Source organism: Agromyces larvae, from assembly GCF_022811705.1.
Taxonomy (GTDB): domain Bacteria; phylum Actinomycetota; class Actinomycetes; order Actinomycetales; family Microbacteriaceae; genus Agromyces; species Agromyces larvae.
Genome location: NZ_CP094528.1, coordinates 1,106,034 through 1,129,109, shown reverse-complemented (window position 1 = coordinate 1,129,109; position 23,076 = coordinate 1,106,034). Strand labels below are relative to the sequence as shown.

The following is a 23,076-nucleotide window of genomic DNA, read 5'->3' as shown; positions in this document are numbered from 1 at the left end:
GTGGCGAGCACCGTCCCGTACCGACCGAAGGCGGGGGAGATCCCCACCGAGCCCGGCGTGTACCGCTTCCGCGACGCCGAAGGGCGGGTGCTGTACGTCGGCAAGGCCAAGAACCTGCGCGCTCGGCTGTCGAACTACTTCGCGCCGCTGCACACGCTGCACGAACGCACCCGTCGCATGGTCACCACCGCGACCGCGGTCGAGTGGACGGTCGTCGCCAGCGACGTCGAGTCGCTGAACCTCGAGATCACCTGGATCAACGAGTGGAAGCCGCCGTTCAACGTGCGGTTCAAGGACGACAAGTCCTACCCGTATCTCGTGGTGACGATGGCCGACGAGGCGCCCAGGGCGATGGTCACCCGCAAACGCGCCATCCCGGGCGCCCGCTACTTCGGCCCCTACCCGAAGATGTGGGCGCTCACCGACATGCTCGACATCCTGATCCGGATGTTCCCGATCCGCACCTGCAAAGACAGCGACTACCGGCGGGCGATGGCCTCGGGCAAACCGTGCTTCGCCGGGCAGATCGGCCGCTGCTTCGGCCCGTGCTCGGGCAAGGTCACGATCGAGGAGCACCGCGCGAACGTCGATCGGTTCGTCGCGTTCATGCAGAACCAGGACCCGCGCATCGTGACCGAGCTCGAGCGCGAGATGCGGGCCGCGGCGGCGGTGCAGGACTACGAGACGGCGGCACGGCGGCGCGATCAGCTGCAGGCCGCCAACGCGTTCTTCGAGAAGAGCGCGATGGTGCTCGGCGAGCGCGTCGACCTGGACGTGTTCGGCATCGAGCACGACGAGCTCGCGGCCGCGGTGCACCTGTTCATCGTGCGCGGCGGGCGGGTCCGCGGCGAGCGGTCGTGGACCGTCGACAAAGAGCTCGACGTCCCCCTCGCGGATCTCGTGGACTCGGTCCTCCAGAACGCGTACAGCGACGGCATTCTGCCGCCGGCCGAGGTGGTCGTGCCCGAGCTGCCCGACGACGCGGCCGCGGTGGAGACCTGGCTGGGGGGTCTGGCGGGTCGACGGGTGCGTCTGCGCGCGGCCCGGCGCGGCGACAAGGCGGCGCTGCTGGCGACCGCCGCGCAGAACGCCAAGCAGACGCTGATGCGATACAAGACCCAGCGCAGCTCCGACTTCACCACGCGCTCACGCGCGCTCGAAGACATCCAGGAGGCGCTCGGCATGACGGATGCGCCGCTGCGCATCGAGTGCTTCGACGTCTCGCACCTGTCCGGCACGAACATCGTCGCCTCGATGGTGGTCTTCGAGGACGGCCTGCCGCGCAAAGACGAGTACCGCCGGTTCACCATCCCCGCCTCCACCGATGACACCGACTCGATCCACCAGGTGTTGACGCGCCGGCTCGCGTACCTCGCTCCACGCGAGGCATCCGAGGCATCCGAGGCATCCGAGGCATCCGACCCCTCCGAGCCGGCCGGAGCACCCGACCCGACCGGAGCACCCGACGAGCCGGCCGCGACCGCGAAGCGGGCGAAGTTCGCCTACCGACCGAACCTGCTCGTCGTCGACGGCGGGCAGCCGCAGGTCGCGGCGGCGGCGCGGGCGCTGCATGAATCGGGGGTGACGGGCATCGCGCTGTGCGGCATCGCGAAGCGACTCGAAGAGATCTGGACCCCCGACAGCGACTTCCCGGTCATCCTGCCGCGCAACTCCGACGCGCTGTTCCTGTTCCAGCGGGTGCGCGACGAGGCCCACCGGTTCGCGATCACGCACCAGCGACAGCGCCGCAAACGCGACATCTCGACGGTGCTGAGCGAGGTGCCCGGTCTCGGTCCGGCGAGGGTGCGTTCGCTGCTGCGTCACTTCGGCTCCGTGGCGCGACTGCGATCAGCGTCCGAAACCGAGATCGCCGAGGTGAAGGGCATCGGCCCGACGCTCGCCGCGGCGATCCGGCAGCGTCTCTCCGCCGAGCTCGCGCCCGAGCGCGGCTAGGCTGGGTGGAGGTTCCAGGAAGGGGGCGTCGACGCATGGGCGAGGAGTCCGCACAGCAGGAGCTGGTCATCGTGACCGGGATGTCTGGGGCGGGCCGTTCGACGGTGGCCGACGCGCTCGAAGACCTCGGATGGTACGTCGTCGACAATCTGCCGCCGCAGATGCTCCGCCCGCTCGTCGACCTCGCCGAACGCGCCGGCGCATCGCTGCCGCGGATCGCGGCGGTCGTCGACATCCGCGGCCGCGACTTCTTCGCCGAGCTCCAGGACATCGTCCAGGCGTTGCGCAACGGCGTGAACGTGCGGGTGATGTTCCTCGACGCGTCGGATGCCGCGCTGGTACGCCGGTTCGAGTCGGTTCGCCGGCCGCACCCCCTGCAGGACGATGGCACGATCCTCGACGGCATCGTCGCCGAGCGGGCGCGGATGCAGGCGATCCGCGAGACGGCGGATCTCATCGTCGACACCTCCGAGCTGAACATCCACCAGCTCGCGAACCTCGTCACCGAGTCGTTCGCCGAGTCCGGGCGGGCCGGCGTGCACGTCACCGTCGTGAGCTTCGGGTTCAAGTACGGGCTGCCGCCCGACGCCGACCTCGTCGCCGACGCCCGGTTCCTCCCGAACCCGTTCTGGGTGCCCGAGCTGCGGCCCCTCACCGGCGCCGACCCGGCCGTCTCCGAGTTCGTGCTCGGCCAGAACGGGGCATCCGATTTCATCGCGGCGTACACCGCGGCGCTCGCGCCGGTGCTCGCGGGCTATCAGCGCGAGAACAAGCGTCACGCGACCATCGCGATCGGATGCACCGGAGGCAAGCACCGCTCCGTGGCGATCGCCCGTGAGCTGGCCGCCCGCATCGCCGGACTCCCCGGCGTCGCGGTGAATGTGAAAGACCGCGACCTCGGTCGCGAATGACGTACGACAGATGGGAACGACCACGTGGCATTGACCGCAGATGTGAAGGAGGAACTCGCTCGCGTCGAGGTCCAGAAGACGAGTGTGCGGGCCGCCGAGCTCGCCTCGATCCTCCGGTTCGCGGGCGGCCTGCACATCATCTCGAACCGCATCGCGATCGAGGCCGAGCTGGACTCGCCCGCGATCGCGAAGCGGGTCACCCGCGACCTCGGCGAACTGTACGGCGTGCGGCCGACGGTGTCGGTGATCTCGGCGTCGGGCCTGCGGCGGCAGAACCAGTACCTCGTCCGGGTGCTCGAGGGCGGTGAGACCCTCGCCCGGCAGACCGGCCTGCTCGATGCGCGTCGTCGGCCCGTGCGCGGGCTGCCGAACCGGCTGACGACCGGGTCGCGTCCCGAGGTCGCCGCCGTCTGGCGCGGGGCGTTCCTCGCGCACGGCAGCCTCACCGACCCGGGCCGTTCCGCGGCGCTGGAGATCACGTGCCCCGGCAACGAGACCGCGATGGCGCTGGTGGGCGCAGCCGGGCGGCTGGGCGTTTCGGCGAAGGCGCGGGAGGTGCGCGGCGTGCACCGGGTCGTCATCCGCGACGGCGAGGCGATCAGTGCGATGCTCGAGCTGATGGGCGCGACCGACACGGTGCGCAACTGGGAGGAATTGCGCCAGCGGCGCGAGGTGCGCGCCACCGCGAACCGGCTGGTGAACTTCGACGACGCGAACCTGCGGCGCAGTGCGCAAGCCGCCGTCGCGGCCTGCGCCCGCGTCGAGCGCGCCATGGAACTGCTGGGCGACGACATCCCCGACCACCTGAAGTACGCGGGCGAGCTGCGGCTCGCGCACCGCGACGCCAGCCTCGACGAGCTCGGCCATCACGCCGACCCGCCGATGACCAAGGACGCGGTGGCCGGCCGCATCCGCCGACTGCTCGCGATGGCCGACAAGCGCGCCGTCGAGCTGGGCGTCCCCGGCACCGAGGCGAGCCTTCCGGCCGATCTCGACGTGGTGTGACGCAACCCCCGACCGGTCGCGCGGATGCGGGCATAGACTCGAAGACGGCCGCGGTACACCCGGGCAGAAGCCCGGTTCCCGGCACCTGACAAGGAGAAGGAATGGCTGACTACACCCTCCCGGATCTGGCCTACGACTACTCGGCGCTCGAGCTGGCGATCAGCGGCACGATCATGGAGCTGCACCACTCGAAGCACCACCAGGCCTACGTGACCGGCGCGAACACCGCGCTCGCCCAGCTCGCCGAAGCGCGAGAATCGGGCAACCTGGCGAACGTGAACAAGCTCGAGAAGGACCTCGCGTTCAACCTCGGCGGTCACGTCAACCACTCGATCTTCTGGACGAACCTCTCGCCCGACGGCGGCGACAAGCCCACCGGCGAGCTCGCGGCCGCGATCGACGACCAGTTCGGCTCGTTCGACGCGTTCCAGGCGCACTTCACCGCCACGGCACTGGGCGTGCAGGGCTCGGGTTGGGCGGTGCTCGCCTGGGACTCGATCGGCCAGCGGCTGATCGTGCTGCAGTTCTTCGACCAGCAGGCGAACCTGCCTGCCGGCATCGTTCCGCTGCTCATGCTCGACGTGTGGGAGCACGCGTACTACCTCGACTACAAGAACGTGCGCGCCGACTACGTGAAGGCGTTCTGGACGATCGCGAACTGGGCGAACGTCCAGCAGCGGTTCGACGTCGCCCGTGAGAAGACCGCGGGCCTGCTGCTACTGTCATGATGAACGCGGCGTCCCCGGGCGCCGCCCGGGGACGCCGCCGTCCGTACCAATCTCGATCATCCGCGCGCTCGCGCACCGTCATTCAGGAGACCTCCGTGTCCGTAAAGATCGGAATCAACGGCTTCGGCCGCATCGGCCGCAACTACTTCCGTGCAGCGCTCGCTCAGGGCGCCGACATCGACATCGTCGCGGTCAACGACCTCACCGACAACAAGACCCTCGCGCACCTGCTCAAGTACGACTCGATCACCGGCCGCCTCGACGCGACCGTCGAGTACGACGACGAGCACATCATCGTCGACGGCAAGAAGATCCGTTCCTTCGAAGAGCGTGACCCGGCGAACCTGCCGTGGGGCGAGCTCGGGGTCGACATCGTGATCGAGTCGACCGGCTTCTTCACGAAGGCCGCCGACGCGCGCAAGCACATCGAGGCGGGTGCCAAGAAGGTGCTCATCTCGGCCCCTGCGACCGACGAGGACGCGACGTTCGTCATCGGCGTGAACGAGCAGGACTACGACCCGGCGAACCACCACATCATCTCGAACGCGTCGTGCACGACGAACTGTCTCGCCCCGCTCGCGAAGGTGTTCAACGACGCGTTCGGCATCGAGCGCGGCCTCATGACGACCGTCCACGCGTACACCGCCGACCAGAACCTGCAGGACGGCCCGCACCGCGACCTGCGTCGTGCGCGCGCCGCCGCCCTCAACATCGTGCCGACCTCGACGGGTGCGGCGAAGGCGATCGGCCTCGTCCTGCCCGAGCTGAAGGGCAAGCTCGACGGCTTCGCGCTGCGGGTGCCCGTGCCCACGGGCTCCATCACCGACCTCACCGTGACCGCGTCGCGGCCGGTCACGGTCGACGAGGTCAAGGCGGCGTACAAGGCGGCCGCCGACGGCCCGCTGAAGGGCATCCTCAAGTACACCGAGGACCCGATCGTGTCGAGCGACATCGTGACCGACCCGCACTCCTCGATCTTCGATGCCGGACTCGTCCGCGTCATCGGCGACCAGGTCAAGCTCACGTCGTGGTACGACAACGAGTGGGGCTACTCGAGCCGCCTGGTCGACCTCACGGTGTACGTGGCCGAGCGTCTCTGAGTCGAGCTTTCGAGATGTCGCTGCGAACGATCGATTCCCTCGGTCCGCTCGCCGGCAAGCGCGTCGTCGTCCGATCCGACCTCAACGTCCCGCTTCAGGGTGAGGTCATCACGGACGACGGCCGCGTGCGGGCGTCGGTGCCGACCATTCAGGCCCTGACCGGGCAGGGTGCCCGCGTCATCGTGGTCTCCCACCTGGGCCGCCCCGACGGGGCGCCCGATCCCCGGTACAGCCTGGCTCCGGTGGCCGAGCGGCTCGGTGAGCTGCTCGGCGCCGAGGTCGCGTTCGCGGCCGACACGGTCGGCCCGGATGCCGCGGCGAAGGTCGCGGCGCTCGCCGACGGGCAGGTGCTCGTGCTCGAGAACCTGCGCTTCAACCCGGGCGAGACCAGCAAGGACGACGACGAGCGACGCGCGTTCGCCGAGCAGCTCGCCGGGTTCGCCGACGCCGTCGTCTCCGACGGGTTCGGCGTCGTGCACCGCAAGCAGGCGAGCGTGTGGGATCTGGAGCAGCTGCGGCCGAGTGCCGCCGGCCTCCTGATCGCGGCCGAGCTCGACGTGCTCGACCGGCTCACCGAGAACCCCGAGCGGCCCTACACGGTCGTGCTCGGCGGCTCGAAGGTGTCCGACAAGCTCGGCGTCATCGCCCACCTGCTGCCGCGCGTGGACGCGCTGCTCATCGGCGGAGGCATGCTGTTCACCTTCCTGGCCGCGCAGGGCCATGCCGTGGGCAAGAGCCTCCTCGAGGCCGACCAGATCGACACCGTGCGCGGGTACCTCGACGAGGCCGCCGAGCGCGGCGTCGAACTGGTGCTGCCGACCGATGTCGTCGTCGCCGAGTCCTTCTCGGCCGACGCGGCCCACGAGGTCGCCGCGGCCGACGCGATCGAGCAGACCGCGTTCGGCGCCGCCGGGCTCGGACTCGACATCGGCCCCGAGACGGCCGAGGCCTTCGCCGAACGGATCCGTGCGTCGAAGACCGTGTTCTGGAACGGCCCGATGGGCGTGTTCGAGCTGACGCCGTTCGCCGAAGGCACCCGCACGGTCGCCCAGTCGCTCACCGAGGTCGACGGCCTCAGCGTGGTCGGCGGCGGCGACTCGGCTGCTGCGGTCCGCCAGCTCGGGTTCTCCGACGACCAGTTCGGACACATCTCGACCGGCGGCGGCGCGAGCCTCGAGTTCCTCGAAGGCAAGCAGCTTCCCGGACTGGAGGTGCTCGGATGGCAGTGAACCGTACGCCGCTCATCGCCGGCAACTGGAAGATGAACCTCGATCACCTGCAGGCGATCGCGTTCGTGCAGAAGCTCGCCTGGTCGTTGGCGGAGGCGAAGCACGCCCCCGCCGACGCCGAGGTGGCGGTGTTCCCGCCGTTCACCGATCTGCGCAGCGTGCAGACGCTGGTGGCGGCCGACTCGCTGCCGATCGCGTACGGCGGGCAGGACCTGTCGGCGCACGACTCCGGTGCCTACACCGGCGAGATCTCGGGTGCCTTCCTCGCGCAGCTCGACTGCGCGTACGTCATCATCGGGCACTCCGAGCGGCGGACCCTGCACGGCGAGACCGATGCCGAGGTGAACGCGAAGGTGCTCGCCGCCCAGCGGCACGGGCTGGTGCCCGTGCTCTGCGTCGGCGAGACGGCCGAGGATCTCGAGCAGCACGGTGCGAGTGCGGTGCCCGTTGCGCAGCTGCGCGCGGCGCTGGCCGGCGTCGACGCCTCGAAGGAGATCGTCGTCGCGTACGAGCCGGTCTGGGCGATCGGGTCGGGTCAGGCGGCGACGCCCGAGCAGGCCGAGCAGGTTGCGGCGGCGCTGCGAGGCGTCCTCGCGGAGCTGCTCGGCGACGAGATCGCCGCGCGCACGCGCATCCTCTACGGCGGGTCGGTCAAGGCCGCGAACATCGCCGCGTTCATGCGCGAGCCGAACGTCGACGGTGCGCTCGTCGGCGGAGCGAGCCTCGACATCGACGAGTTCAGCGCGATCGTCCGCTTCAAGAAGCACATCGGAGCCTGATCCGGCGGGCCCCCGGCTTCGGCCGTGGGCCCGCGCTCTGGCTATACTCGTAAGTCGGCACGTCCACTGCGTCGTGCCTGGAAAGGGTTCACCGTGGAGATTCTCCAGGTCGTACTGCAGGTGCTGCTCGGCCTCACCAGCCTGTTGCTGACGCTGCTGATCCTGCTGCACAAAGGCCGCGGCGGGGGTCTGTCCGACATGTTCGGCGGCGGCGTGACGTCGAATCTCGGCGCGTCGGGCGTGGCTGAACGCAATCTGAACCGCATCACCGTGATCCTCGGCGTCGTCTGGATCGCCTGCATCGTGGTGCTCGGATTGATCACCAAGTTCGACACCGCACTCTGATCGAGAGGTTCCGATGGTTTCCGGCAACAGCGCGATTCGCGGCTCCCGCGTGGGAGCAGGCCCGATGGGGGAGCAGGACCACGGCGTCCACGCCGACCGCATCGCGGTGAGCTACTGGGACGCGAAGGGCAACGAGACGATCCGCTACTTCGCGGCCAATCTGCCCGAAGACGAGATCCCCGACGTCATCGACAGTCCGTCGACCGGTCTTCCCGCCGGTCGCGACCGCGACAACCCGCCCGCGCTCGCGAAGACCGAGCCGTACAAGACGCACCTCGCGTACGTGAAGGAGCGCCGTTCCGAGGAGGAGGCGGCGACGCTGCTCGAGGAGGCGCTCCAGCAGTTGCGCGCCCGCCGCGGCACCGCGACGACCGACTGACCTCGCACACCGCGATCGAAGGGGCGGGCCGATCCGATGGATCGGCCCGCCCCTTCGTGTGATCGTGCGGCCTGCGCGGGTCAAGAGGCCTGCGCGGGTCAAGAGACCTGCGCGGGTCAATAGTCGCGCGCGATGAGCTCCTCGGGCACTTCGGCCGCAGCATCCTGGTCGACGAAGAAGACGGTGCGTCGCCGGCCCTTGATGCCCGCGACCGGAACCTCGTCGCGCGACGCCCCCGCGAGCGCGAGGCCCAGCGCCGATGCCTTGTCGGCTCCGGCGAGCACGAACCACACCCGCTGCGACGCGTTCAGCACCGGGCGGGTGAGACTGAGCCGCTCGGGCGGCGGCTTGGGGGAGTTGCGCACCGGGATCACCGTGCGATCGGTGACCCGGATGCCGGAACGGTGCGGGAAGAGCGACGCGATGTGGCCGTCGGGTCCGACGCCGAGGAACGTGATGTCGAACACGGGGTGCGCGAAGCCGGGCGCCGCCCACGCGGCGAGCTCGGCCGCATAGCGATCGGCGGCCTCGTCGAGGTCGACTCCGGAGTCCGCCGCGGGGAAACGATGCACGTTCTCGGCCGAGAGGTCGAGGTCATCCAGGAGGGCCGCGTCGGCCTGGGCGTCGTTGCGATCGGCGGATCCCGCGTCCACCCAGCGCTCGTCACCCCACCACACGTGCACCCGCGACCAGTCGATCGTGGTGCGTGCGGGCGATGCGGAGACGGCCTCCAGCACGGCGGCACCCATCGACCCGCCGGTGAGCACGATGTGCGCGAGCTCCTGGTCGTCGAGGATGTCGAGGGTCTTCGTGATGAACCGCGCCGCGACCGCCCCCGCGAGGGCGCCCTTGTCGGGGTGCACGAGCACCCGCCGATCGTTCGTCATGCGTCTGCGCCCTCCGACTCGGCTTCACCGAGCTGCTGAAGCCCGTTCGTGATCACCTCACCGTACAACTCGTCGGGGTCGAGGCGGCGCAGCTCGTCGGCCAGGCAGTCGCGAAGGCTGCGGCGAGGCAGCGCGACGTCGTGCACGGGCTGCCCGGGCTGACGGAGGGTGGCGACACCCGGAACGTCGCGGATGAGCTCGATGGGACCGGTCGGACGCTCGAGCACCACGCCGTGGATGCCGTGCGACCCTGCTTCGACCGGTGTGAGCACGTAGTCGGTCTGCGCACCCAGCTGCATCCGCAGCCACGCCGCGAGCAGCGTCGTCGAGGGCGAGTCGATCGCCCCGGTGACCTGCACACCGGTCACCGGTGCGTACGGCGGCTGGTCGAGCACCGCGGCGAGCTGCGCGCGCCACAGCGTGAGCCGGGTCCACGCGAAGTCGGCGTCGCCCGGCGTGTAGTTGCGCTGCAGGGTCAGCAGAGCGCCCTGCGGATCGGGCTGAGCCGATGCATCCGTGATGCGCCGCTGCGCGAACCGACCGAGCGGAGCCTCGCCGGGCACCGCCGGAGCGATGCCGGGCCACCAGGTCACCACCGGCGCGTCGGGCAGCAGGAGGCCCGTGATCAGGCTCTCCTCGTCGCGGGCGGCGTCGCCGGTCGCGCGCAGCACGATGACCTCGCTCGCGCCGGCGTCACCGCCGACGCGGATCTCGGCGTCGAGGCGCGGCTCGACGGCCGCATCCTCGGTGCCGGGCTCGGTGGCCACGACGATGACGCGCATCGGATGCTCCCGAGATGCGTCGTTCGCCGCCTCGATCGCCTCCTCTTCGGCGCCGGGGGCGGTTGCGATGATGAGCGTGAGCACGCGGCCGAGGGCCACCGCACCGCCCTCCTCGCGGAGTTTCACGAGCTCTTTCGAGATCCGGCTCGTGGTGGTGTCGGGAAGGTCGACGATCACGGGCGCCTCCAGCTACGGCCGTCGCGGGCGAGCAGGGCATCGGCCGACGACGGACCCCAGGTGCCCGGTCGGTACTGTTCGGGACGGCCCTGCGTCGACCAGAACTCCTCGATCGGGTCGAGGATCTTCCAGGAGAGCTCGACCTCCTCTTGGCGGGGGAACAGCGGCGGGTCGCCGAGCAGCACGTCGAGGATGAGTCGCTCGTACGCTTCGGGGCTCGCCTCGGTGAACGCGTGGCCGTAGCCGAAGTCCATGGTCACGTCGCGCACCTGCATGCCGGCGCCGGGGACCTTCGAACCGAATCGGATGGTGACGCCCTCATCGGGCTGCACCCGGATGACGAGCGCGTTCTGACCCAGCTGCGAGGTCTGGCTGTCGGCGAAGAGCTGCTGCGGTGCTCGCTTGAACACCACCGCGATCTCGGTGACGCGGCGGCCGAGCCGCTTGCCGGCGCGCAGGTAGAACGGCACGCCCGCCCAGCGGCGGGTGCCGATGAGGAGCTTCAGCGCCGCGTACGTCTCCGTCGTGGACTCGGGGTTCATGCCGTCTTCGTCGAGGAAGCCGACGACCTTCTCGCCGCCCTGCCATCCGCCGGTGTACTGACCGCGCGCGGTGGCGGTCGACAGGTCGTCGGGCAGGCGAACCGCTGCGAGGATCTTCTCCTTCTCGGCGCGCAGCGCCGCCGCATCGAAGGAGATCGGCTCTTCCATCGCGGTGAGGGCGAGCAGCTGCAGCAGGTGGTTCTGGATGACGTCGCGCGCCGCGCCGATGCCGTCGTAGTACCCGGCCCGGCCCCCGACGCCGATGTCCTCGGCCATCGTGATCTGCACGTGGTCGACGTAGTTCGCGTTCCAGATGGGCTCGTAGAGCTGGTTCGCGAACCGCAGCGCGAGGATGTTCTGCACCGTCTCTTTGCCGAGATAGTGGTCGATGCGGAACACCGAGTCGGGCGGGAAGACGCTCGCGACGACGTCGTTCAGCTCGCGCGCCGTCTTCAGATCGCTGCCGAAGGGCTTCTCGATGACGACGCGTCGCCACTGCCCGTCGCGCTGCTCGGTGAGCCCGGAACGCTTCAGCTGCTCGGTCACGAGCGGGAACGACTTCGGCGGGATCGACAGGTAGAACGCGTGGTTGCCCATCGTCCCGCGCTCGCGGTCGAGGCGGTCGACCACCTCGCGCAGGCGGTCGAACGCGGCCGCGTCGTCGAAGGTGCCGGTCACGAAACGGATGCCACGGGCGAGCTGCTCCCAGACATCCTCGCGGAACTCGGTGCGCGCGTACTGCTTGACCGAATCGTGCACGACCTGCGCGAAGTCCTGGTCGTCCCACTCGCGACGGGCGAACCCGACCAGCGCGAAGCCGGGGGGCAGAAGCCCCCGGTTCGCGAGGTCGTAGACCGCGGGCATCAGCTTCTTGCGCGAGAGGTCGCCGGTCACGCCGAAGATGATGAGGCTCGACGGGCCGGCGATCCGGTTCAGGCGGAAGTCGTTGGGGGAGCGGAGCGGATTGCGCCCCGCCTCGATGAGGGCCGGTTCCATGGATGCAACCCGCCCGTCAGCCGAGCGCGTCGACGATCGAGGCGAGCTGGGTCGCCGGATCGGTGAGCGTCAGCGTCAGCACCGGTCGCCCGTGGGCGGCGAGCACGCTCGCATCGCCTGACGCCTGCGCGGCGATGAGCTCGCCGAACGTGAACGGTCGCTCGGGGATCTCGAGGTCGTCGTCGGTGCGCGCGGTGAGCTGCAGGAACACGCCCACCGCCGGGCCGCCCTTGTGGAACTGCCCGGTCGAGTGCAGGAACCGGGGGCCCCACCCGAACGTCACCGGTCGCCCGGACCGCGCGGCGATCAGGTCGCGCAGCTTCGCGAACTCGGGGTGGTCGACGCGGTCGAGGTACGCCTGGACCGACACGTACCCGTCGGCGGGGAGCTCTTCGAACAGCACCTCGAGCGCCGAGGCGAGGTCGCTCGACGCGCCGATCACCTCGGGCGTGCCGCGCACCTCGATGCCGTTCGACACGAAGGCGGCGGGCTCGGGGGCCGGACGCTGGTCGAGCAGGCCGCGAGCGGCGATCTTCGCCGACTCGACGTCGGGCTGGTCGAAGGGGTTGATGCCGAGCAGCAGACCCGCCACCGCGGTCGCGTACTCCCACACGAGCAACTGCGCGCCGAGCGTGCCCGACACGCGGATCTCGTCGGGTGCGTCGTGGGGGAAGACCTCGTCGCCGGCGTCGTCCACCAGGCGCACGACCTGGAGGTCGGCGGGGGGAGCTGCCAGCTCGGGGGCACCGAGCTCGAGCACGACGGGAAGGATGCCGGTGCCCTCCTTGCCCGTCGATTCGGCGATGAGCTGCTCGGCCCAGTCGGCGAAGCCGACGATGTGCGTGCCGTCGGCCACGATCGCGAGCTTGTCGCGGCGCGGTGAGGCGGCGGCGATCGCCGCGCCGAGGATCAGCCCGGGGTTCTCGTCGGTGTCCACGGCGAGCGAGAGCTCGATCGTCTCGGCCTCGTCGAGGATCTCGGCGATGTCGACGCCGGCGAGGCCCGAGGGGACCAGCCCGAACGCGGTGAGGGCCGAGTAGCGACCGCCGACGTTCGGGTCGGCGTTGAACACCCGGTACCCGGCCTCGCGGGCCGACGCGTCGAGCGGCGAACCCGGGTCGGTCACCACGATGATGCGCCCGGCCGGGTCGATGTCGGCGTCGCGGAACGCCTGCTCGTACACGCGTCGCTGGCTGTCGGTCTCGACGGTCGAGCCCGACTTCGACGAGACGACGAGCGCCGAGGTGGCGAGCCGATCGGCCAGTGCGGCGCGCACCTGCCCGGGGTCGGTCGAGTCGAGCACCGTGAGGTGGGCGCCGACCGTGCGCGTGATGACCTCGGGGGCGAGCGACGAGCCGCCCATGCCGGCCAGCACGATGTGGTCGACGCCCGCAGCGCGCAGTTCATCGCGCAGGGCGACGATCTCCTCGACGAGCGGACGCGAGACGGCGACCGCCTCCGTCCAGCCGAGTCGCTTGGACGCTTCGTCCTCGGCGGCGGGGCCCCAGAGGGCGCCGTCCTGGGCGGTGATGCCGGAGGCGATCCGGTCGGCGACCAGCTGCGGCACCGCGGCGCGCACGGCGTCGGCGGCCGCGCCGCCGACCGAGATGCGGAAGCTCACTTGGCCGCCTCCAGCGCCGAACGGACGGTGTCGAGCAGCTCGTGCCACGAGACGATGAACTTCTCGACGCCCTCGCGCTCGAGCAGCGCCGTGACGTCGTCGTAGTCGACGCCGACGCCGGCGAGCTTGTCGAGGACCGTCGCTGCGCCGGTGTAGTTGCCGGTCACCGTGTCGCCCTCGACGACACCGTGGTCGAAGGTCGCCTCGAGCGTCTTCTCAGGCATGGTGTTGACGACGCCCGCCGCGACGAGCTCGGTCACGTAGAGCGTGTCGGGCAGCGACGGGTCCTTCACACCGGTCGACGCCCACAGGGGGCGCTGGCGGTTCGCTCCCGCGGCGAGCAGCGCCTGCGCGCGCTCGCCCGCGAACTCCTGCTCGAAGAGCTCGTACGCCAGACGCGCGTTCGCCACGCCCGCCTTGCTCTTCAGCGCGAGCGCCTCGTCGGTGCCGATCGCGGTGAGCCGCTTGTCGATCTCGGTGTCGACGCGCGACACGAAGAACGAGGCCACCGAGTGGATCGTCGACAGGTCGATGCCGGCGGCCTGCGCGATCTCGAGGCCCGAGAGGTAGGCCGCGATGACCTCGCGGTAGCGGTCGATGCTGAAGATCAGGGTCACGTTGACGCTGATGCCGGCGCCGATGGTCTCGCGGATCGCGTCGAGGCCCTCGACGGTCGCGGGGATCTTGATCATCGCGTTCGGACGGTCGACCTTCGCCCACAGCGTCTTGGCGGACTCGATCGTCGCCGCAGCGTCGTGCGCGAGATCGGGGGCGACCTCGATCGACACCCGGCCGTCGAGACCGCCGGTCGCGTCGAAGACGGGGCGGAACACGTCGGACGCCGCACGCACGTCGTCGGTCGTGGTCTCGAAGACCGCGGTGTCGACGTCGGCGCCGGACGCCGCGAGGGCGTGCAGCTGCTCGGCGTACGCCTCGCCCTGGGAGAGCGCGGCGGCGAAGATCGTCGGGTTGGTGGTGACGCCGACCACGTTGCGCTCGGCGATCAGGCGCTCGAGGTCGCCGGACTGGATGCGCTGGCGCGACAGGTCGTCGAGCCAGATGCTCACGCCCGAAGCCGAGAGGGCTGCGGTGGGCGTCTGGGACTGGGTCTGGGTGGACATCTCTGCTACTTCTTCCTGCTCGCTCAGGCGGCGAGCGATTCCTTCGCGGCGGCCACGACGTGCTCGGCGGTGATGCCGAACTCGCGGAACAGGGTCTGGTAGTCGGCCGAGGCACCGAAGTGCTCGATCGACACCGCGCGCCCGCGGTCGCCGAGGAGCTTCTCCCAAGTCAACGCCAGACCGGCCTCGACCGATACCCGGGCGGTGACCGAGGACGGCAGCACCTGCTCGCGGTACTCGTCGGACTGTTCGGCGAACCACTCGAGGCTCGGCGCGGACACCACGCGCGCGTTCACCCCGTCGGCGGCGAGCTGCTCGCGCGCCGCGATGGCGAGCTGCACCTCGGAGCCGGTCGCGATGAGGATCACGTCGGGCGTGCCGCCGGGGGCTTCGGCGAGGATGTAGGCGCCCTTCGCCGTGTTGGCGGCCGAGGCGAGGACCTCACCGGATGCTTCGCCGTCGCCGCGCTCGAACACCGGGATGTTCTGGCGGGTGAGGGCGATGCCGCTCGGCTCGTGCCGCCGGCGCAGGATCTCGAGCCACGCGTACGAGACCTCGTTCGCGTCGGCGGGGCGCACCACGGACAGGCCCGGGATCGCCCGCAGCGTGGAGAGCTGCTCGATGGGCTGGTGCGTCGGGCCGTCCTCGCCGAGGGCGACGGAGTCGTGCGTCCAGACGAACACCGACGGCACCTTCATGAGCGCGGCCAGACGCACGGCGGGGCGCATGTAGTCGCTGAAGATGAGGAACGTGCCGCCGAAGGGGCGCGTCGGCCCGTGCAGCACGATGCCGTTCAGGATCGCGGCCATGGCGTGCTCGCGGATGCCGAAGTGCAGCACGCGCCCGTACGGGTTGCCGGCGAACTCGTGCGTCGACCACTGCTCGGGGATGAACGACGCCGCACCGTTGATGGTGGTGAGGTTCGACTCTGCGAGGTCGGCCGAGCCGCCCCAGAACTCGGGCAGGAGCGGCGCGAGGGCGTTGATGACCTTGCCCGATGCGGCGCGGGTCGACACCTGCGTGCCGCCCTCGAACACCGGCAACGCGGATTCGAGGTCGGCGGGCAGTTCGCCGGCGAGCAGCCGGTCGAGCAGCGCCTTGCGCTCGGGGTTCGCGGCCGCCCACGCGTCGAACGACGCCTGCCACTCGGCCTGCGCCGCAGCGCCGCGCTCGAGGGCGCCGCGGGTGTGCGCGAGCACGTCGTCGGCGACGACGAAGGTCTCGGCGGGATCGAAGCCGAGCACCTCCTTCACCGCGGCCAGCTCGTCGGCGCCGAGCGCCGAGCCGTGGATCTTGCCGGTGTTCTGCTTCTTCGGGCTCGGCCAGCCGATGATCGTCTTCAGGATGATGATCGACGGCTTGTCGGTCTCGCCCTTGGCGGCTTCGATCGCCTCGTGCAGGGCCGCGACATCCTCGACGTACTCGCCCGTCTTCTTCCAGTCGACGGTCTGCACGTGCCATCCGTAGGCCGCGTAGCGGTCGGCGACGCTCTCGGTGAAGGCGATGTTCGTGTCGTCCTCGATCGAGATCTGGTTCGAGTCGTAGATGACGACGAGATTGCCGAGCTGCTGGTGGCCGGCGAGCGAGGACGCCTCGCTGGTGACGCCCTCCTGCAGGTCGCCGTCGCCCGCGATCACGTAGACGAAGTGGTCGAACGGGCTCTGGCCGGCCGGAGCATCCGGGTCGAACAGGCCGCGCTCGAAGCGCGAGGCGTACGCGAAGCCGACGGCCGAGGCGAGGCCCTGGCCGAGCGGCCCGGTGGTGATCTCGACGCCGTCGGTGTGGCCGTACTCGGGGTGGCCGGGGGTCTTGGAGCCCCAGGTGCGCAGCGCCTTGAGGTCGTCGAGCTCGAGACCCGAGCCCTCGAGGTAGATCTGGACGTACTGGGTCAGCGAGGAGTGCCCGGCGGACAGGATGAACCGGTCACGGCCGAGCCACGCGTGGTCGGCGGGGTTGCGCCGCATCACCTTCTGGAAGAGGAGGTAGGCCGCCGGTGCCAGGCTCATCGCGGTGCCGGGGTGGCCGTTGCCGACCTTCTCCACAGCGTCGGCCGCGAGCACGCGCGCCGTATCCACGGCCCGAGCATCGATCGGATCCCATTCGAGACTTGCCACGAGGTTGCAGTTCCTTCCGGTCATGGCGACACCCGCGGGACGTTCCAGGGGGCCGCCGTATCGTCACGGCGCAGTGGACCCGACGACCGTTCCGGTCTCACGTCGGTGGTTGAGAAGACGGCACTCGAATCCACGCCGCCTGGCGCGCTGGTGTCAAGTATACGGACGCCGCGTATTCCGCCACGGGGATCTGTGACGGGGGATGACTCACCCCCGCCGCGGCACGATGTGAGGTTCGGGCGGGGCGGCGGATGTCCTAGAATCATCGAGGATCGCGCACGCCGATCGGGCTGTCGCGCGGGCCGGAACGAGGAACGATGCAGCAGGCCGTACAGACCCGTGACGCCAGACCGGCGACCTCTCTGCGACGCAAGGCGGCCGCATACGTCGCCCTCACGAAGCCGCGGGTGATCGAGCTGCTGCTGGTCGTCACCGCGCCGACCATGATCCTGGCCGCCGACGGGCTGCCCGACCTGTGGCTGCTCGTGGCCACCCTGATCGGCGGGGCGATGAGCGCAGGCTCGGCGGGCGCCTTCAACTGCTACATCGACCGCGACATCGACCGGTTGATGAAGCGCACGAAGAACCGTCCGCTCGTGACGGGCGAGCTCACCGACCGGCAGGCGCTCGTGTTCGCCTACGCGCTCGGCGTGGCATCCATCGCCTGGCTCTGGGTCTTCACCAACTGGGTCGCGGCCGCGCTGTCGCTTGCGGCGATCCTGCTCTACGTCGTCTTCTACAGCCTCATCCTGAAGCGTCGCACCGCGCAGAACATCGTGTGGGGCGGCGTCGCGGGGTGCATGCCCGTGCTGATCGGCTGGGCGGCCGTCACCGGCAGCCTCGACTGGGCGCCCGTCATCCTGTTCCTCATCATCTTCCTGTGGACGCCGCCGCACTACTGGCCGCTCTCGATGAAGTACAAGGACGACTACGCCGCCGCGCAGGTGCCGATGCTCGCCGTGGTGCGGGGGCGCGCGCAGGTGGGCCTGCAGGTCATCCTCTACACGTGGGCGACGGTCGCGTGCTCGCTGCTGCTCATCCCCGTCGCCGACATGGGGCTCGTGTACACGGCCGTCGCGATCGTGGTGGGCGGATGGTTCGTCTACGAGACGCACCGTCTCTACGGCCTCGCGATCCGGCATGTCGAGGTCTCGCCGATGCGCGTCTTCCACGGCTCGATCGTGTACCTCTCGCTGCTGTTCCTCGCGGTCGGCATCGACCCGCTGCTGCCGTTCTGAGCCCGGGCCGCTCCGGTCGCGCGACCGCGTTCCGCGCCATCGCGAGTTCGGATATCTGTGCGTCGCGCGATCGACGACGGTCGACTGGTCCGGGTCCGCCGCAACCGGGTGGCACTGCCCGGAGCCGATCACGAACTCGTGCCAGCCGATCGGCCCGATGCCGTGCAGATCTCCGAAGTTCTGGCGGGTGCGGGCGTCAGGCGGGGACGGATGCCTCGGCCGGCACGTCGGCGGTCACCGGGCGCTTCAGGCGCAGGATGACGAGGGTCGTGGTCGCGGCGGCGAGGGCGGCGAGCACCATGTGGATGCCGACGAGCACCGGCGGGAGGCCGTTGCGGGCCTGGATGAGGCCGACCGCGATCTGCACGAACTCGACGCCCAGCAGGGTGGCGGCCCAGCCGAGCGTCGGCAGCTTCAGCCGCCAGGCGGCGACGACGAGCACGAGCGTGAGGGCGAACAGCGCGTAGCCGGGCCAGGCGTGGATGTGCTCGAGGAGCTCCGCGTCGAACCCGTTGCGGCCGGCCGCGGCGTCGCCGGAGTGCGGCCCCGCCCCGGTGGTGAGGATGCCGAACGCGATCGTCAGCGCGAGCACGGCGGTCGTCGCGTGCGCGAGCCCCGCGTACCAGCCCGGGACGGCGCGCTCGCGGGGGCCGGGCACGGCGTCGAGCCGGGCGAGGAACGCCGCGGTCACGCACACCAGCACGATCGACGACACGTAGTGGAACCCGACGATGAAGGGGTTGAGCCCTGTCCACACCGTGATGCCGCCCACGATCGCCTGCGTGACGATGCCGGCGCCGACGATGAACGCGAGCACGAAGAGGTCGCGTCGCTCACGACGGATGCGCCACACCAGCACGAACACGACGAGCGCGAGGATGCCCACGACGCCGGTCATCATCCGGTTCCCGAACTCGATGAGCGAGTGGTAGGTCAGCTCCTCCGTGGGGACGAGGGATTCGGGTGTGCAGGTGGGCCAGGTGGGGCATCCGAGACCCGACCCGGTGAGCCGGACCGCGCCGCCCGTGGCGATGATGATCGTCTGTGCGAGGAAGCTCAGCCACGCGAAGACGCGCAGCGAGCGACGGATGGGGGTGGGCGCGGGGTTCACGCGGGTTCGTTCCTCACTCGGGCTGCGGGCCCTGTGACGACGCCGTGAGTCCGGCGCCGCGGCATCCGCGACCCTATAGACTTGTCAGGTTGAGGCATCCGCCCGGTGCGTGCTGCGCACCGCCGGATCCCCAGCCATCTTAGGTTCGCAATGGAGCCACCCGCACATCACCGCCGAACGCACGCACCTCGACGTGTGAGCAGCGGTGAGCCGGACTGATAGCCGGTCGCACGGGAGGAGAAGAGGAGCATATGACGGACGTACTGATCGACCGCCCCGAACTGGAAGGTCTCGGCGTCTACGAGTTCGGCTGGGCCGACTCCGACGCGGCAGGCGCTTCCGCCCGCCGCGGCCTCTCCGAGGAGGTGGTCTCGAACATCTCCGGGCTCAAGCAGGAACCCGAATGGATGCTCCAGCGCCGCCTGCGGGCGCTGCAGCTCTTCGACCGCAAACCGATGCCGTCGTGGGGGGCCGACCTCTCCGAGATCGACTTCGAGAACATCAAGTACTTCGTCCGCTCCACCGAGAAGCAGGCCCAGACCTGGGAAGACCTGCCCGAAGACATCCGCAACACCTACGAGCGGCTCGGCATCCCCGAGGCCGAGCGTCAGCGCCTCGTCGCCGGCGTCGCCGCCCAGTACGAGTCCGAGGTCGTGTACCACCAGATCCGCGAGGACCTCGAGGCGCAGGGCGTCATCTTCCTCGACACCGACACGGCGCTTCGGGAGCACCCCGAGTTCTTCGAGGAGTACTTCGGCACCGTGATCCCGGCGGGCGACAACAAGTTCGCCGCGCTGAACACGGCGGTCTGGTCGGGCGGCTCGTTCGTGTACGTGCCGAAGGGCGTGCAGGTCGAGATCCCGCTGCAGGCGTACTTCCGCATCAACACCGAGAACATGGGCCAGTTCGAGCGCACGCTCATCATCGCCGACGAGGGCTCGTACGTGCACTACATCGAGGGCTGCACGGCGCCGATCTACAAGAGCGACTCGCTGCACTCGGCGGTCGTCGAGATCATCGTGAAGAAGAACGCCCGCGTGCGGTACACGACGATCCAGAACTGGTCGAACAACGTCTACAACCTCGTCACCAAGCGCGCGGTCGCCCACGAGGGCGCCACCATGGAGTGGATCGACGGCAACATCGGCTCCAAGGTGACGATGAAGTACCCGTCGATCTTCCTGATGGGCGAGCACGCCAAGGGCGAGACCCTGTCGGTCGCGTTCGCGGGCCCCGGCCAGCACCAGGACGCGGGCGCGAAGATGATCCACATGGCGCCGTACACGCAGTCGTCGATCGTCTCGAAGTCGATCGCCCGCGGCGGCGGCCGGGCCGGGTACCGCGGTGAGGTGCGGGTGGATGCGAACGCGCACCACTCGGCGAACACGGTGCGCTGCGACGCGCTGCTCGTCGACACCATCTCGCGCTCCGACACCTACCCGGCGATCGACATCCGCGTCGACGACGTGCAGCTCGGGCACGAGGCCACGGTCTCGAAGGTCAGCGAAGAGCAGCTCTTCTACCTGATGGCCCGCGGCATCCCCGAAGACGAGGCCATGGCGATGATCGTGCGCGGCTTCATCGAGCCGATCGCCCGCGAGCTGCCGATGGAATACGCGATGGAACTCAACAAGCTCATCGAGATGGGCATGGAAGGATCGGTGGGCTGAGCGTGACCACCCCCGCTACGCAGAGCACCGCTGTGCCCTCGACCGGCCTCGTCACCGAGGGCCAGCACGGCATCCGCCCGCACTCCGAGGGCGCCGGCGCGACGGTGCCGGTGCAGACCCGTTCCGAGCGATTCCGCTCGGTGAACGTCGACGACTTCGAGCCGGTCACCGGCCGCGAGCACGAGTGGAAGCTCTCGCCCGTCGCCGCGTTCGCCGACCTGACCTCGGGCGGGCTCGACGGCTCGCGCCCGACGATCGAGACGACGGATGCCCCGGGCATCACGACCTCGTGGATCGGCCGCGACGACGCCCGCATCGGTTCGGCCGGCATCCCCGAGGAGCGCGCCAGCGCGAACGCCTGGTCGAACTTCGGCGAGGCGCTGCTGGTCTCGGTCGCCGGCGAGGACGACAAGGTCGCCACCGTCACCCGCACCGGGCTCGGCACGACGCCGCGCGGCGCCCACACGGTCATCGAGGCGGCGCCGAACAGCCGCGGGCTCGTCGTGCTGCGCGGCACGGGCGACGCGCGTCTCACCGAGAACGTCGAGATCCTCGTGGGCGAGGGGGCGAACCTCACGGTCGTCTCGCTGCAGGAATGGACGGATGACTCGGTGCACCTCGCGAGCCACTTCGCGCGCATCGCGCGCGACGCGAAGCTCAAGCACATCGTCGTCTCCCTCGGCGGCAAGGTCGTGCGAGTCAACCCGTCGACGCACCTGGCGGAACAGGGCGGCGACGTCGAGGCGCTCGGGCTGTACTTCTCCGACGCCGGCCAGCACCTCGAGCAGCAGGTGTTCGTGCACCACGACGCCCCGCACACCCGTTCGCGCGTGACCTACAAGGGCGCGCTGCAGGGTGAGGGCGCGCGCAGCGTCTGGATCGGCGACGTGCTGATCGGCAACGCGGCGACCGGCACCGACTCGTACGAGCAGAACCGCAACCTCGTGCTCACCGACGGCACCCGCGCCGACTCGGTGCCGAACCTCGAGATCGAGACCGGCGACATCGAGGGAGCCGGGCACGCGTCGGCGACCGGCCGGTTCGACGACGAGCAGCTCTTCTACCTGATGGCCCGCGGCATCCCCGAGGACGAGGCGCGCCGCCTCGTCGTGCGCGGGTTCCTCACCGAGATCGTGCAGCAGATCGGCCAGGCCGAACTCGAAGCACGGCTCATCGAGGCCCTCGAAGCCGAGCTGCAGGGGGCCTGACGTGGCATCCGTTCGCGTGTGCGGTCTGGACGAACTGGTCGAGAACCAGGCGTCGCGGTTCGTCGTCGACGGCGTGCCGATCGCGGTCGTGAAGGACGCGGCCGGCGAGGTCTTCGCGATCGGCGACACCTGCACGCACGGCGACATCTCGCTGTCCGAGGGGTTCGTCGAGGACGACACGCTCGAGTGCTGGGCCCACGGCTCGAAGTTCTCGCTGAAGACCGGCAAGCCCCTCACCCTCCCGGCGTACGAGCCGGTCCCCGTCTACCGGGTCGACATCGAGGGCGGCGACGTCCTCATCGACCCCGCGGTCACGCTGACCGTCTGAAACCTGCTGCGGCCGCAGGCCGCACGACCGAAGGAAAGAATCCCCACATGTCCGTGCTCGAGATCAAGAACCTGCACGTCAACGTCGAGACCGACCAGGGCACCCGCGAGATCCTCCGCGGCGTCGACCTGGTGATCAACGAGGGCGAGATCCACGCCATCATGGGGCCGAACGGCTCCGGCAAGTCGACCCTCGCGTACACCATCGCCGGTCACCCGAAGTACACCGTCGTCGGCGGCGAGATCCTGCTCGACGGCGAGAACGTGCTCGAGATGACCGTGGACGAGCGCGCCCGCGCCGGCCTGTTCCTCGCCATGCAGTACCCGGTCGAGATCCCCGGCGTCACCGTCACGAACTTCCTCCGCACCGCCAAGACCGCGATCGACGGCGAGGCGCCGGCGATCCGCACCTGGCTGAAGGACGTGCGCGGCGCCATGCAGAACCTCAAGATGGACCAGGCGTTCGCCGAGCGCAACGTCAACGAGGGGTTCTCGGGCGGCGAGAAGAAGCGCAACGAGATCCTCCAGCTCGAGCTGCTGAAGCCGAAGTTCGCGGTGCTCGACGAGACCGACTCGGGCCTCGACGTCGACGCGCTGAAGGTCGTCTCCGAGGGCGTCAACCGCGCCCACGACAACACCGGCCTCGGCATCCTGCTCATCACGCACTACACGCGCATCCTGCGCTACATCAAGCCCGACTTCGTGCACGTGTTCGTCGCGGGCAAGATCGCCGAGCAGGGCGGCCCCGAGCTCGCCGAGCGCCTTGAAGAAGAGGGTTACGACCGCTACCAGGTCGCCGAGGCCGCCGACCCCGAGTCGGCTGTCCTCGAGGCCGCCGGCGAGTGACCCGGGC

21 protein-coding genes are annotated in these 23,076 nt (G+C 70.0%); 14 read left to right on the top strand and 7 right to left on the bottom strand.

The genetic code is table 11. The features are described from left to right. The 9 genes from uvrC to MTO99_RS05195 all read left to right on the top strand — a co-directional run bounded on the left by uvrC (nt 1) and on the right by MTO99_RS05195 (nt 8,429). Complete coding sequence (uvrC, locus tag MTO99_RS05235; protein ID WP_243557584.1) at nt 1-1,953, top strand: excinuclease ABC subunit UvrC; 1,953 nt, start codon at nt 1-3, stop codon at nt 1,951-1,953. Between the two features lie 35 nt (nt 1,954-1,988). Next, the gene (gene rapZ, locus MTO99_RS05230) at nt 1,989-2,864 is read left to right on the top strand and encodes an RNase adapter RapZ (RefSeq protein WP_243557582.1); all 876 of its coding nucleotides are present in this window, start codon (nt 1,989-1,991) and stop codon (nt 2,862-2,864) included. Between the two features lie 24 nt (nt 2,865-2,888). Beyond that, the gene (gene whiA, locus MTO99_RS05225) at nt 2,889-3,869 is read left to right on the top strand and encodes a DNA-binding protein WhiA (protein ID WP_243557580.1); all 981 of its coding nucleotides are present in this window, start codon (nt 2,889-2,891) and stop codon (nt 3,867-3,869) included. Between the two features lie 101 nt (nt 3,870-3,970). After that, nucleotides 3,971-4,597, top strand: coding sequence for a superoxide dismutase (locus MTO99_RS05220; protein ID WP_243557578.1), 627 nt, complete (start codon nt 3,971-3,973; stop codon nt 4,595-4,597). Between the two features lie 95 nt (nt 4,598-4,692). Then, nucleotides 4,693-5,697, top strand: a complete 1,005-nt coding sequence (gene gap / locus MTO99_RS05215) for a type I glyceraldehyde-3-phosphate dehydrogenase (RefSeq protein WP_243557576.1) — start codon at nt 4,693-4,695, stop codon at nt 5,695-5,697. Between the two features lie 14 nt (nt 5,698-5,711). After that, nucleotides 5,712-6,926 carry a phosphoglycerate kinase gene (locus tag MTO99_RS05210; RefSeq protein ID WP_243557574.1) on the top strand — a complete coding sequence of 405 codons (1,215 nt, stop codon included), beginning with the start codon at nt 5,712-5,714 and terminating at the stop codon, nt 6,924-6,926. Beyond that, a complete protein-coding gene (gene tpiA, locus MTO99_RS05205) occupies nt 6,917-7,705 on the top strand; it encodes a triose-phosphate isomerase (RefSeq protein WP_243557572.1) in 789 nt (262 codons plus the stop codon). The genes MTO99_RS05210 and tpiA overlap by 10 nt, the downstream gene beginning before the upstream one ends. Nucleotides 7,706-7,798: 93 nt before the next feature. Next, nucleotides 7,799-8,050 carry a preprotein translocase subunit SecG gene (secG, locus tag MTO99_RS05200; RefSeq protein ID WP_243557570.1) on the top strand — a complete coding sequence of 84 codons (252 nt, stop codon included), beginning with the start codon at nt 7,799-7,801 and terminating at the stop codon, nt 8,048-8,050. A 13-nt stretch (nt 8,051-8,063) separates the two neighbouring features. Continuing rightward, nucleotides 8,064-8,429 carry an RNA polymerase-binding protein RbpA gene (locus MTO99_RS05195; protein WP_243557568.1) on the top strand — a complete coding sequence of 122 codons (366 nt, stop codon included), beginning with the start codon at nt 8,064-8,066 and terminating at the stop codon, nt 8,427-8,429. A gap of 116 nt (nt 8,430-8,545) precedes the next feature. Here MTO99_RS05195 and pgl read toward each other — a convergent pair whose 3' ends face one another. The 6 genes from pgl to tkt are packed head-to-tail and all read right to left on the bottom strand — an operon-like array spanning nt 8,546 to nt 16,669. Next, the gene (pgl, locus tag MTO99_RS05190; protein WP_243557566.1) at nt 8,546-9,316 is read right to left on the bottom strand and encodes a 6-phosphogluconolactonase; all 771 of its coding nucleotides are present in this window, start codon (nt 9,314-9,316) and stop codon (nt 8,546-8,548) included. Then, entirely contained in the window at nt 9,313-10,275 is a 963-nt protein-coding gene (locus MTO99_RS05185) for a glucose-6-phosphate dehydrogenase assembly protein OpcA (protein WP_243557564.1), read from the bottom strand. The genes pgl and MTO99_RS05185 overlap by 4 nt, the downstream gene beginning before the upstream one ends. Then, the gene (gene zwf / locus MTO99_RS05180; RefSeq protein WP_243557563.1) at nt 10,272-11,813 is read right to left on the bottom strand and encodes a glucose-6-phosphate dehydrogenase; all 1,542 of its coding nucleotides are present in this window, start codon (nt 11,811-11,813) and stop codon (nt 10,272-10,274) included. The genes MTO99_RS05185 and zwf overlap by 4 nt, the downstream gene beginning before the upstream one ends. A gap of 16 nt (nt 11,814-11,829) precedes the next feature. Then, the gene (locus MTO99_RS05175; RefSeq protein WP_243557562.1) at nt 11,830-13,434 is read right to left on the bottom strand and encodes a phosphoglucose isomerase-related protein; all 1,605 of its coding nucleotides are present in this window, start codon (nt 13,432-13,434) and stop codon (nt 11,830-11,832) included. Continuing rightward, on the bottom strand, nt 13,431-14,555 hold the full coding sequence (gene tal / locus MTO99_RS05170) for a transaldolase (protein ID WP_243557561.1): 1,125 nt from the start codon (nt 14,553-14,555) through the stop codon (nt 13,431-13,433). Before tal ends, MTO99_RS05175 begins: the two co-directional genes overlap by 4 nt. Nucleotides 14,556-14,578: 23 nt before the next feature. Then, on the bottom strand, nt 14,579-16,669 hold the full coding sequence (tkt, locus tag MTO99_RS05165) for a transketolase (protein ID WP_243557560.1): 2,091 nt from the start codon (nt 16,667-16,669) through the stop codon (nt 14,579-14,581). A 317-nt stretch (nt 16,670-16,986) separates the two neighbouring features. On the opposite strand from tkt, the gene MTO99_RS05160 reads away from it, so the two are divergent. Continuing rightward, nucleotides 16,987-17,907, top strand: a complete 921-nt coding sequence (locus tag MTO99_RS05160; RefSeq protein WP_243557559.1) for a heme o synthase — start codon at nt 16,987-16,989, stop codon at nt 17,905-17,907. Between the two features lie 196 nt (nt 17,908-18,103). Here MTO99_RS05160 and MTO99_RS05155 read toward each other — a convergent pair whose 3' ends face one another. Then, nucleotides 18,104-19,018 (bottom strand): COX15/CtaA family protein, encoded by a 915-nt coding sequence (locus MTO99_RS05155; RefSeq protein ID WP_243557558.1) that lies wholly within the window; start codon nt 19,016-19,018, stop codon nt 18,104-18,106. A gap of 251 nt (nt 19,019-19,269) precedes the next feature. On the opposite strand from MTO99_RS05155, the gene sufB reads away from it, so the two are divergent. The 4 genes from sufB to sufC are packed head-to-tail and all read left to right on the top strand — an operon-like array spanning nt 19,270 to nt 23,069. Next, nucleotides 19,270-20,688 (top strand): Fe-S cluster assembly protein SufB, encoded by a 1,419-nt coding sequence (gene sufB / locus MTO99_RS05150; RefSeq protein WP_243557557.1) that lies wholly within the window; start codon nt 19,270-19,272, stop codon nt 20,686-20,688. Between the two features lie 2 nt (nt 20,689-20,690). Next, complete coding sequence (sufD, locus tag MTO99_RS05145) at nt 20,691-21,896, top strand: Fe-S cluster assembly protein SufD (RefSeq protein WP_435520800.1); 1,206 nt, start codon at nt 20,691-20,693, stop codon at nt 21,894-21,896. Between the two features lies 1 nt (nt 21,897). Continuing rightward, nucleotides 21,898-22,224, top strand: a complete 327-nt coding sequence (locus tag MTO99_RS05140; RefSeq protein WP_243557556.1) for a non-heme iron oxygenase ferredoxin subunit — start codon at nt 21,898-21,900, stop codon at nt 22,222-22,224. 47 nt (nt 22,225-22,271) lie between these two features. Then, nucleotides 22,272-23,069 (top strand): Fe-S cluster assembly ATPase SufC, encoded by a 798-nt coding sequence (gene sufC, locus MTO99_RS05135; RefSeq protein WP_243557554.1) that lies wholly within the window; start codon nt 22,272-22,274, stop codon nt 23,067-23,069. Nucleotides 23,070-23,076: the final 7 nt, after the last annotated feature.

Excerpts from the sequence above, each read along its gene's own strand:
- tal (WP_243557561.1), bottom strand. The coding sequence starts at position 14,555 with ATGTCCACCCAGACCCAGTCCCAGACGCCCACCGCAGCCCTCTCGGCT.
- sufC (WP_243557554.1), top strand. The coding sequence starts at position 22,272 with ATGTCCGTGCTCGAGATCAAGAACCTGCACGTCAACGTCGAGACCGAC.
- tpiA (WP_243557572.1), top strand. The coding sequence starts at position 6,917 with ATGGCAGTGAACCGTACGCCGCTCATCGCCGGCAACTGGAAGATGAAC.
- rapZ (WP_243557582.1), top strand. The coding sequence starts at position 1,989 with ATGGGCGAGGAGTCCGCACAGCAGGAGCTGGTCATCGTGACCGGGATG.
- pgl (WP_243557566.1), bottom strand. The coding sequence starts at position 9,316 with ATGACGAACGATCGGCGGGTGCTCGTGCACCCCGACAAGGGCGCCCTC.
- zwf (WP_243557563.1), bottom strand. The coding sequence starts at position 11,813 with ATGGAACCGGCCCTCATCGAGGCGGGGCGCAATCCGCTCCGCTCCCCC.
- sufB (WP_243557557.1), top strand. The coding sequence starts at position 19,270 with ATGACGGACGTACTGATCGACCGCCCCGAACTGGAAGGTCTCGGCGTC.
- MTO99_RS05195 (WP_243557568.1), top strand. The coding sequence starts at position 8,064 with ATGGTTTCCGGCAACAGCGCGATTCGCGGCTCCCGCGTGGGAGCAGGC.
- MTO99_RS05220 (WP_243557578.1), top strand. The coding sequence starts at position 3,971 with ATGGCTGACTACACCCTCCCGGATCTGGCCTACGACTACTCGGCGCTC.
- MTO99_RS05160 (WP_243557559.1), top strand. The coding sequence starts at position 16,987 with ATGCAGCAGGCCGTACAGACCCGTGACGCCAGACCGGCGACCTCTCTG.
- MTO99_RS05210 (WP_243557574.1), top strand. The coding sequence starts at position 5,712 with ATGTCGCTGCGAACGATCGATTCCCTCGGTCCGCTCGCCGGCAAGCGC.